Source organism: Neisseria sp. (assembly GCF_030523955.1).
Taxonomy (GTDB): domain Bacteria; phylum Pseudomonadota; class Gammaproteobacteria; order Burkholderiales; family Neisseriaceae; genus Neisseria.
In genome coordinates this window covers 33,185-43,867 of sequence record NZ_JAUNHL010000021.1, presented here as the reverse complement: position 1 = coordinate 43,867, position 10,683 = coordinate 33,185, and the positions used below count along the sequence as shown (strand labels likewise).

The window sequence follows — 10,683 nt, the reverse complement described above, 5'->3', positions numbered from 1 at the left end:
GGCGTAGTCGGCTCTTCCGATGTAGTCGGTTCATCAGGCGTAGTCGGCTGAGGAGTATTGGGTGCTGTGAGGGCATTTGGCTCCGTTTCTGTTTCGTCTACCGCTGTATTTGCAGTATCAGTCACCCTGCCCTCATTGCCTTTCGAACCAGAATTGGTCATAGCAAGCCCTAATCCGCCCAGTACCAAAGCACCTATCCCTAATGCCTTTTTGCCGGCGTTATGATACTTATCTGACCCATCGCCGTTTAACTCACCAGCCTCAACATAATCCATTACAGCCGCATCGGAGGCTATAGCACCGCTGCCAAACGAATCTGTATATTCGGCATACATCCGACTATAATCTTGCGGAGTCATTATAATAGAAGAAAAATGATCGTTGGCCTCGGCCCATTCCTCAGTCAAGTCCGAATGAATTTCTTCCCAAGCCTGATCCCACTGCTCCTTCCAACTGCCTGCATCATTTTGCAACCAATTTTCCGTATCATTTCGTAAACCTAATTTTGTTTTTGTTAAACCCAAAGCCTCTTCACTATTTCTCATAACCATACACCTAACTCAATATTAATTTAAATCACTCAATAAAATCATATATAAGACATCATTCATCTTACATAAACATCATGAACAATTATGATGAAAATGGCCTTAAAAAGTTCTGATAGCGATTTATTTCAACCTAATTAACAATCCACAGTGTAATATTTCCAATAATAAAGCAATCCATATAAAAACCGTTTAGAATATTTTCACCACCATTTGTATGCTTACCTATTCATTCATCCTTCATAAAAACAAAAAAAATTAATATTTAACAAACAATAAATAATAAAAATTTACAAAATCAAATAAAGATTGCATCCAAATATCAATAGAAATCCAAATGCTTGAAACCTAGGTGCTGTTGACCATCAACCGGCGAAGTGTTTTTTGAGGCAAAAAGATGCCCGGGTCAATCCCGGGCATAGCGCAGAAATTTTGAAATGGTGCCAACTGGATTCTCACCAAGTCCTCTGTTTATTGGCATAACAACATGTAAAAAAACCTGTCTTTCCAACACCTTCAGGTATTCTTCTGAATAAACTCAATCTTATAACCATCCGGATCTTCCACAAACGCAATCACGGTGGTGCCGTGCTTCATCGGGCCGGCTTCGCGGGTAACCTTGCCGCCCTTGGCTTTTACCGCCTCGCAAGCGGCATAAGCGTCATCAACTTCCAGCGCAATGTGGCCGAACGCATTGCCCAAATCATAACGTTCGGTATCCCAGTTGTGGGTGAGTTCCAAAACGGTGTGGTCAGACTCATCACCATAGCCGACAAAAGCCAAGGTAAAACGACCTTCCGGATAATCGTTTTTACGCAGCAATTTCATACCCAAAACTTCTTGATAAAAAGCTAATGATTTATCAAGATTGCCAACACGCAGCATCGTATGCAAGATTCGCATCATGGTTCCTTTCGTTGAAAATATTATATTTTTTGCTATTTTAGCATATCGGTTTTTTTCAGGCAGGTACTGTTGCATATCAAACAAACCGTTAATAAAAAGCTTCGTTGAGGTTGTCTTCGCTGCCAAAATTCGTTATAAACATAATCCTAAATTAGCATTTTTAAAGCCAGATACAACAAATAACATCCGTTTCACGTCCCATTAAATTCACCTTCATAAACAAAAGGAATCAAGAGATGAAAATTGGTATACCAATGGAATCCTTGCCCGGCGAAACCCGCGTCGCCGCTACGCCTGCTACCGTTAGCCAGTTGCAAAAACTGGGGTTCGAAGTAGCAGTGGAAAGCGGCGCAGGCATCGCAGCAGGATTACTGGATACGGCCTATGAAGCAGCCGGCGCCGCTATTGCCACCCGCGATGAAATCTGGGCCTGCCCGTTGATTTACAAAGTAAACGCTCCTTCCGACCTGGAAGTAGCCGCCTTAAAAGCCGGCCAAACGCTGGTGAGCTTTTTGTGGCCGGCGCAAAACCCCGAGCTCGTGCAAAAACTTGCCGATAAAAAAGTGAATGTGTTGGCGATGGATATGGTGCCGCGCATTTCGCGTGCGCAGGCTTTGGATGCGCTCTCTTCTATGGCCAACATCAGCGGCTACCGCGCCGTGATTGAAGCGGCCAACGCGTTCGGCCGTTTCTTTACCGGCCAGATTACCGCCGCGGGCAAAGTGCCGCCCGCACAAGTGCTGATTATCGGCGCGGGTGTGGCCGGTTTGGCGGCCATCGGCACGGCAAACTCTTTGGGCGCCGTTGTAAAAGCGTTCGATACGCGCTTGGAAGTGGCCGAGCAGATCGAATCGATGGGCGGTCAGTTCTTAAAACTCGATTTCCCGCAGGAAGCGGGCGGCAGCGGCGACGGCTACGCCAAAGTGATGAGCGAAGAATTCATCGCCGCCGAAATGAAGCTGTTTGCCGAGCAGGCCAAAGAGGTGGACATTATCATCACCACTGCCGCCATTCCCGGCAAACCCGCGCCCAAGCTGATTACCAAAGAAATGGTGGAAAGCATGAAGGCCGGCAGCGTGATTGTGGATTTGGCCGCAGCCACCGGCGGCAACTGCGAGCTGACCCGCCCGGGCGAATTGTTCATCACTGACAACGGCGTGAAAATCATTGGTTACACCGATATGGCCAACCGCCTGGCGGGGCAGTCTTCCCAGCTTTACGCCACCAATCTGGTCAATTTAACCAAGCTGTTAAGCCCCAATAAAGACGGTGAAATCGCGCTGGATTTCGAAGACGTGATTATCCGCAACATGACCGTTACCCGCGAGGGCGAAATCACGTTCCCGCCGCCCGCCATCCAGGTTTCCGCCGCACCGCAGCAAACGCCGTCTGAAAAAGCCGCACCCGCAGCCAAACCCGAGCCGAAACCCGTTCCCGCTTGGAAAAAACTGGCGCCTGCCGTAATCGGCGCAGTGTTGGTTTTATGGGTCGGCGCGGTGGCACCGGCCGCCTTTCTGAACCACTTTATCGTGTTCGTGCTCGCCTGCGTGATTGGCTATTACGTGGTGTGGAACGTGAGCCACTCGCTGCATACGCCGCTGATGTCGGTAACCAATGCGATTTCGGGCATCATCGTGGTCGGCGCGCTTTTGCAAATCGGCCAGGGCAACGGTTTTGTGTCGCTTCTCGCCTTTATCGCGGTGCTGATTGCCAGCGTGAATATCTTCGGCGGTTTTTATGTTACCCGCCGTATGTTGAATATGTTTAGAAAGGGGTAATGTGATGTCTCAAGGATTGGTAACCGCGGCATACATCGTTGCCGCCATTCTGTTTATTTTCTCGCTGGCGGGGCTTTCCAAACAGGAAACCGCCAAAAACGGCTGCTATTACGGCATCGTCGGTATGGTGATTGCGCTGTTCGCCACGATTTTCAGCGAAAGCACCTCCGGCTTGGGTTGGATTATCATCGCTATGGTTATCGGTGCGGCTGCGGGTATTTATAAAGCGCAAAAAGTCGAAATGACCGAAATGCCGGAGCTGATTGCGCTGTTGCACAGTTTCGTCGGCCTGGCCGCCGTGCTGGTGGGCTTCAACAGCTTTATCGAAGCGGGCAACGTTGATCCGGAAATGCACACCATCCACTTGATTGAAGTGTTTTTAGGCGTATTTATCGGCGCGGTAACGTTTACCGGCTCGATTGTGGCCTTCGGAAAACTCAACGGCAAAATCAGCAGCAAACCGCTGCAACTGCCGCACAAACACAAGCTGAACCTGGCGGCTTTGGTAGTATCATTTTTGCTGCTACTTGGCTTTGTCGGCGCAGACGGCAGCTGGTTCGCCCTGATTCTGATGACCCTAATCGCGCTGGCATTCGGCTGGCATTTGGTGGCTTCTATCGGCGGCGCCGATATGCCGGTGGTGGTGTCCATGCTCAACTCTTATTCGGGTTGGGCGGCCGCTGCGGCGGGCTTTATGCTCGGCAACGATTTGCTGATTGTTACTGGTGCACTGGTTGGTTCGAGCGGCGCGATTTTGTCGTATATTATGTGTAAGGCCATGAACCGCTCGTTTATTTCGGTGATTGCTGGCGGCTTCGGCACCGACGGCACCTCCGCCGCCGCAGGCAGCGAAGAAGTGGGCGAATACCGCGAAGCCAAGCCCGCCGAAGTGGCCGAAATGCTGAAAAACGCCCACAGCGTCATCATCACCCCGGGTTACGGCATGGCGGTGGCGCAGGCGCAATATCCGGTGGCCGAAATCACCGAGCTTTTGCGTAAAAACGGCACCGAGGTGCGCTTCGGCATCCACCCCGTCGCCGGCCGCCTGCCCGGCCATATGAACGTGTTGCTGGCCGAGGCCAAAGTGCCTTACGACATCGTATTGGAGATGGACGAAATCAACGACGATTTCCCCGAAACCGACGTGGTGCTGGTAATCGGCGCCAACGATACGGTCAACCCCGCCGCACAAACCGACCCCAACTCGCCGATTGCCGGCATGCCGGTGTTGGAAGTGTGGAAAGCCAAAGAAGTGGTGGTGTTCAAACGCTCGATGAACACCGGCTACGCAGGCGTGCAAAACCCGCTCTTTTTCAACGAAAACAGCGTGATGTGCTTCGGCGATGCCAAAGCCACGGTAGATGAGATTCTGGCCGAATTGAAGAAATAAAGGCCGTCTGCAAAGCAGCAATGCCTGTCTGAAAAATATTTCAGACAGGCATTTTTGTAGTTAACCGGTGCAAAACAATATAGCGGATTCACACATTTTCGACTATGGCTTGCCGTCTTAATGACAAAAATAAGTTTCCGCCCAAGTTAACTCCTGATGAAAAATGCCTGTCTGGAACGTTTCAGACAGGCATTTATGTTTCTAAACCACACCCATCAAAGGCAACAAAATAGGAACCAATATTGCGGTAAGAATACCGTTGAAAATCAAGCCCAAGCTCGCATAGGCGGCGAATTTCCGCCCTTTTTCCAAAGAAGCGGCGATGCCCATTGCATGAGATGCTGTGCCCATCGATATACCTTGCGACATCGGCCGGTTAACCGTACTGGCGCGCATCATGCGGTAACCCGCCATTTGTCCACTCATACCGGCGATGATCACAGTAGCGGCGGTAATCGCCGGAATACCGCCCATGCTGTTGGTAATCTCAATGGCTATCGGATTGGTTACCGACTTGGAAGCCAGGCTCAGCAAGACTTCGCGCTCCGCTCCCATCAGTTTGGCGATATACACCCCGCTAACGATACCGGCCACGCTTCCGGCACCTTGTGAAACAAGAATCGGCAACCATTGTTTGCGTATTTTTTCCCAGTTCAGATACAACGGCAACGCCAATCCGACCACAGCCGGTTTCAACCAGAAATCAATAAACTGGCCTGCTTCGTGATAGCGCTCGTAAGAAATACCGAATATTTTCAGATAGGCAATCAGGCTGGCGGTGCTTAGCAACACCGGATTGAACCACACGCTGCCGGTGCGGGCGCGCAAAGTGTTGGCCAGCCAATACACGCTAACGGTCAACCACAACAAAACCATAGGATGTTGCAACATTTCCATCAGCGCCTCCTCATCCACTCATGGCTTTTACCGGTCACAAACAACACGATAAACGTACTGATTAAAGTGGAAAGCATAATCGACCAAAAATCACGCGCGATTAAATCCAAATAACTCATCACCGCCACACAAGGCGGCACCAGCAGCAATGATAAATTGGCCATCATCACATCCACCACTTTTTGCAGCTGCGCCGGCTTCACCCAGCCGGCCTTAAGCGCGATAAACAAACAAGCCATGCCGATTACGCTGCCGGGCAGTTTGATGCCGCTGAAATGAACCACCGCCTCGCCCACCGCCAGGCAGCCAAAAATGATGCTCAAAGCCAAAATCATGGTTTACCCGTTTCTTTAATGAAACCGAACAATAATGCCTGTCTGAAAAACCGCCGAAGGTTTTCAGACAGGCATAGTATGCTGTTTTCTGCCGATAATATGCAAGATAAAACGCTTGGTGACTCCGACAGTACAACTGTCACAGCCGTTGCCAAGCCGGATTACTTGCGGTAAGGATTCTCCAAACCCTCGATTAATTTGACCAGATAATCACGCAATTGTGCTTCGCCGCAACCCATCAGCAGCGCATCTTCAAAAGCATCCTGCGCCACACTGTACAGCTCGTTCATGTTTTCGCTCATCACTTTGACTTTTTCGGTGCAGGAGATAATCGAACCGTCATCCGCATACCACTTCGGAATATCGGGCATACTCATTTTTCATTCCCTCAATTTAAAAACTGCGAAGGATCGTTTTTCTTCACCCGTCGCGCAGTAATATAACGGCGGCTCCAGTATTTATTGCTCAAACTCGTGATTTCGATATTTTTACCGGTACGCGGTGCATGGATAAAACGGTCGTTGCCGATATAAAGCCCAACGTGCGAGATACGGCGGCCGGAAGTATTGAAAAACACCATATCGCCCGCCTGCAAAGCGCTGCGGCTAACCTGCACACCCATCTGCGCCTGTTCCGCCGCCGTTCTCGGCAGGCTGACCTGCATGGTACGGCGGAAAATATATTGCATAAAGCCGCTACAATCCATACCGGTAGTAGGCGAAGTACCACCGAAGCGGTAAGCCACACCCAATAAACTCATGGCACTGCCGATTAGCTGGTCAGCCTCGCGCTGGTTGAGCTGGCGGCCGGTCGGCATCGGTTCGTAGATCTCGCCAGCGTTCAAACGGATAAACTGCTCCAAATCATCGGCGCGCACTTGCTGTACATGAAACAAAAACACCACCAACAAAGCCGGTAGCCATATCCCTATTTTTTTCCAATACTTCATTCCAACATTCCATCCCATTTCTCCCGACCACAGATAAAACCGATTACGCAACGTTGCCGGTACCAGCAAAATGCGTATACTTTTTTCTACCCCATCTTAACCAGTATTTGCACTTTTTTTCAGCAGCAAAGACAAACCGCCACCGCTGTTGCAGCCGGTTTTTCCATGTCTATTGTAGCGTTTCCTGCAGCTTGATTTGTGTAAAGCCGAGAGAGGTGCGGGCAGAGTCATCAGCCCGCTGTATTTCGAATTCCAGATAATTCTCTGTAAATATAGACTTTTTCTGACAACACAACAAAAAAGCATTTTTCTCAAAACGCTTTATGCTATGCTATGTTCGCTGCCAGAATCCGTAAGATACCGCAAATCCTATGATGATACCAACTTTACTTGCCATGCGTGATTTTTCCCGTCTGCGGGAAATTATGGCTATCTTAACCAAATACGGCTTAGGAGAGTTTGTTCAGCGCATCAAGTTATCCGGCCAAACATTAAACGAAATCGAAGCCAAACCGGAAAGCCGCTACATGAGCACGCCCCGCCGTTTCAGGCTGGCTTTCGAAGAACTCGGCCCTACTTTTGTGAAACTGGGCCAAATTCTCTCCACCCGCGTCGACATCTTTAACGCCGAATGGATAGAAGAATTCGAGCAACTGCAAAGCGATGTCGCACCCATTCCGGTTACCGATATCCAAGCCTTGGTAGCATCTAGCTTGGGTCAGCCTTTCCATAATTTTTTCAGCAGCATCGACCCCAAACCCATCGGCAGCGCTTCGATTGCCCAAGTGCACAAAGCGGTTTTGCTAAGCGGCGAAGTGGTGGCGGTGAAAATCAAACGGCCGGATATTGAAAAAGTCGTCAACGCCGATTTACGCATCCTCACCCATCTGGCCCAGCTGATTGAGTCGGAAATTCCCGAAGCGCGCCGCTACCAACCGGTACAAATGGTGCAGTATTTTGCCCGCAGCCTGGCCAAAGAAACCGATTTATCAGTAGAGCTGCGCTACATGCAGCGTTTCGGCCAAACCTTTAATGGTCACGGCTACATTCACATTCCCAAGGTATACAGCGATTATTCCAACCGGCAGATTCTGGTGCAGGAATATATCGGCGACACCCTTTTGCGCAATCTGCCGCTTGATACCCTTACGCAGGAAATCCGCAGCCAACTGGCCCACCGTATCACTGAAGCGCTGTTTACCATGATTTTAAAACAGGGCTTTTTCCACGCCGACCCTCATCCGGGCAACATCTTCATCAACGATCAGGGCACCATTACCCTGATCGATTTCGGCTTGGTCGGCCATCTTTCCACAACCCGCCGCCGAGAAATCATCGACCTGATTAACGCACTGACCCGGCGCGACCAGTTCACCATGCAATATGTATTGAGCAACTGGGCACAAGGCGAATTGCCCGATGAAAATCTGTTGGGCGCAGACGTACTGGAAATGCTGCTCAACTACGAACACACCGCCATGCGCGACTTGCGCATCAGCCAGGTTATCAACGACATTACCCAGATTATGCGCCAGCACGGCCTTACCCTGCCCGGCGATTTGGTGATGTTGTTTAAAACCCTGATTACGCTGGAAGGTGTGGTCAAACAGCTCGACGGCAGCGCCGAAATGCTGGATAAAGCCAAGCCGATTGTCGAAGAAGTCATCAAAGAGCGCTTTTCCAGCGACCATATCGTGCAGAAAAGCAAAATGCACAGCCTCACCTTGTTGCAAGCCTTGGACGAACTGCCGCAAAACATCATCCGCCTGTCACGCCGCATTCAAAAAGGCCAGCTTAACCTGAATTTGGATGTCAAACGTCTTGAGCAGTTAAGCCACCAGCTCGACCGCGCCACCAACCGCCTGACCATGGGCATCGTTACCGGCGCATTGATTGTTGGCTCCTCCATTGTAATGAGCATCGAAACCGGTCCGAAATTCATCGGTTTTCTCGGCTACTTACTGGCCTTTGCCAACAGCATTTGGTTGATTTGGTCGATTTGGCGTTCAGGCAAACATTAACGGTATTTCCGAAAAGCCAGGCGCTCGTCTTTTCGCCTGCCAGTTTCAAAACACCATGAAAAAAAACGCCCTCCGCTTCTGGCTGGCCGCCGCCCGCCTGCGTACCCTGCCCTTAGCCGCCGCTTCGATACTGTGCGGCGGTTATGTTGCACAGGTACAAGACGGCTTACGCCCGCTTATTCTGCTGTTATGTCTGGCTACCGCACTTACCCTGCAAATTTTCAGCAATTTGGCCAACGACTACGGCGACGCACAAAACGGCGCCGACCACAGCGGTCGACAAGGCCCGGCACGCATGGTCGCATCCGGACGCTTGTCTGCCGCCGCCATGCAGCGTGCACTCATCGGTATGACCATACTTTGCTGCCTGCTCGGTATTCTGTTACTCAGCGTCGCACTGAACACTGCTACCGCCGGCGGCTGGCTGTTCTGGCTGGCTGCCGGTACTGCCTGTATCACAGCTGCCTACCGCTATACGGCCGGCAGCCGCCCTTACGGTTACGCCGGCTGGGGTGACGCGGCAGTCTGCTTATTTTTCGGCTGGGCCGGTGTATTGGGCTCGGCCTATCTGCAAACCGGCAACTTCGAAGCAGCCGCACTGCTGCCCGCCACCGCCTTAGGTTTATGGTGCAGCATGGTGCTCAACCTCAATAATATGCGCGACATCCGCAGCGATCTGGCCGCGGGCAAACTCACCATCGCCGCCCGTCTGGGCTTGCCGTTGGCCAAACATTATCATCACTTCTTGGCATTAACAGCCGCCCTACTGTGGAGCATCTGGCTTTTGGTTTTACCGGATACGCCGGTTTGGCTGCTACTGGTTTTGTGCTTGTTTACCGGCTCTCACCTAGCTGCAGTAGGCCGTGTAACCGGTTATGCTTTCGACCCACTTCTGCCCCGTTGGAGCCTGACGGTTTTGCTATGGACTATTTTGCTTTGGCTATCGGTTTGAACCGCTTATCCGAAACAGTAGCCATCTGCAAAAAATTTTATCGAAAACACTTGAATTTCATTGAAAAGTTCCAATTTGCTGTTACAATCAAACGCTACCCAATACCCTATATAACATCAATCGAAACACAAAAAAGGAAACACCATGCAAAATGAGATCTACGACGGCTATTCCGCTTCCGGTGCCGTATCGCAAAACACCGTATTGCGCAAAACCTATACCCTGCTCGGCATTTCGTTTATCCCCGCAGTTATCGGCGCGGTTGCCAGCACTCAAATGGGTTTCAACATTTTCGCGCTGTTCGGCAGCCCTTGGGTTGCCCTGCTCGTATTCTTCGCGTTTATGTACGGCATGATTTTCATGATTGAGAAAAACCGCTACAACAACACCGGTGTGGCCTTGCTGATGGTGTTCACCTTCGGCGTCGGCATCCTGATTTCACCGCTGCTGCAACGCACGCTGGGCTACAGCAACGGCGGCGAATTAATCGGTATCGCTGCTGCCATGACTGCCGGCGTATTCCTCACCATGTCTACCCTGGCGCGCAAAGCCAACATCAACACCAGCAAACTGGCCGGCTTCCTCACCGTCGGCGCCGTAGTATTGATTATCGGCATGATCGCCAGCTGGTTCCTCGCCATTCCGGCATTAACCTTAACCGTTTCCGCCGGCTTTGCGATTTTCAGCTCACTGGTTATTATGTGGCAAGTACGTACCATTATCGAAGGCGGCGAAACCAGCCACATCAGCGCCGCGCTGACCATCTTTATTTCCATCTACAACATCTTCAGCAGCCTGCTGCAACTGTTGGGTATTTTCAACGGCGAAGACTAAGCCGCAAGCCAATCAAATGCCTGTCTGAAAACTTTTTCAGACAGGCATTTGTTTTGACATTTGCAAGCAAATT

General features: G+C 50.7%; 11 protein-coding genes. 5 read left to right on the top strand and 6 right to left on the bottom strand.

Annotation, left to right across the window (positions count from 1 at the left end; translation table 11 throughout):
* Both Q4C79_RS06200 and gloA read right to left on the bottom strand, forming a co-directional pair.
* Positions 1-545 (bottom strand): hypothetical protein (locus Q4C79_RS06200; protein ID WP_303090152.1); only part of this gene is annotated, 545 nt, incomplete at its 3' end.
* A 519-nt stretch (positions 546-1,064) separates the two neighbouring features.
* Positions 1,065-1,451 (bottom strand): lactoylglutathione lyase, encoded by a 387-nt coding sequence (gene gloA / locus Q4C79_RS06195; protein WP_303090155.1) that lies wholly within the window; start codon positions 1,449-1,451, stop codon positions 1,065-1,067.
* Between the two features lie 239 nt (positions 1,452-1,690).
* Between gloA and Q4C79_RS06190 the strand changes: the two genes are divergently transcribed.
* Together Q4C79_RS06190 and pntB are read left to right on the top strand one after the other, a co-directional pair.
* Positions 1,691-3,232 carry a Re/Si-specific NAD(P)(+) transhydrogenase subunit alpha gene (locus tag Q4C79_RS06190; protein WP_303090151.1) on the top strand — a complete coding sequence of 514 codons (1,542 nt, stop codon included), beginning with the start codon at positions 1,691-1,693 and terminating at the stop codon, positions 3,230-3,232.
* Between the two features lie 4 nt (positions 3,233-3,236).
* Positions 3,237-4,622, top strand: a complete 1,386-nt coding sequence (pntB, locus tag Q4C79_RS06185; protein ID WP_303090150.1) for a Re/Si-specific NAD(P)(+) transhydrogenase subunit beta — start codon at positions 3,237-3,239, stop codon at positions 4,620-4,622.
* Between the two features lie 201 nt (positions 4,623-4,823).
* On the opposite strand, the gene Q4C79_RS06180 is transcribed toward pntB, so the two are convergent.
* The 4 genes from Q4C79_RS06180 to Q4C79_RS06165 form a co-directional block, all read right to left on the bottom strand.
* Positions 4,824-5,522: an LrgB family protein gene (locus tag Q4C79_RS06180; protein ID WP_303090154.1), complete on the bottom strand. Its 699-nt coding sequence runs from the start codon at positions 5,520-5,522 to the stop codon at positions 4,824-4,826.
* On the bottom strand, positions 5,519-5,854 hold the full coding sequence (locus tag Q4C79_RS06175) for a CidA/LrgA family protein (protein ID WP_303090149.1): 336 nt from the start codon (positions 5,852-5,854) through the stop codon (positions 5,519-5,521). The genes Q4C79_RS06180 and Q4C79_RS06175 overlap by 4 nt, the downstream gene beginning before the upstream one ends.
* Positions 5,855-6,015: 161 nt before the next feature.
* Positions 6,016-6,231, bottom strand: a complete 216-nt coding sequence (locus Q4C79_RS06170; protein WP_303090148.1) for a hypothetical protein — start codon at positions 6,229-6,231, stop codon at positions 6,016-6,018.
* A gap of 11 nt (positions 6,232-6,242) precedes the next feature.
* The gene (locus Q4C79_RS06165; protein WP_303090147.1) at positions 6,243-6,803 is read right to left on the bottom strand and encodes a C40 family peptidase; all 561 of its coding nucleotides are present in this window, start codon (positions 6,801-6,803) and stop codon (positions 6,243-6,245) included.
* 371 nt (positions 6,804-7,174) lie between these two features.
* On the opposite strand from Q4C79_RS06165, the gene Q4C79_RS06160 reads away from it, so the two are divergent.
* The 3 genes from Q4C79_RS06160 to Q4C79_RS06150 all read left to right on the top strand — a co-directional run bounded on the left by Q4C79_RS06160 (position 7,175) and on the right by Q4C79_RS06150 (position 10,610).
* Entirely contained in the window at positions 7,175-8,824 is a 1,650-nt protein-coding gene (locus Q4C79_RS06160) for an AarF/ABC1/UbiB kinase family protein (protein ID WP_303090146.1), read from the top strand.
* Between the two features lie 55 nt (positions 8,825-8,879).
* A complete protein-coding gene (gene menA / locus Q4C79_RS06155; protein ID WP_303090145.1) occupies positions 8,880-9,776 on the top strand; it encodes a 1,4-dihydroxy-2-naphthoate octaprenyltransferase in 897 nt (298 codons plus the stop codon).
* Between the two features lie 144 nt (positions 9,777-9,920).
* Positions 9,921-10,610, top strand: a complete 690-nt coding sequence (locus Q4C79_RS06150) for a Bax inhibitor-1 family protein (protein WP_303090144.1) — start codon at positions 9,921-9,923, stop codon at positions 10,608-10,610.
* Positions 10,611-10,683: the final 73 nt, after the last annotated feature.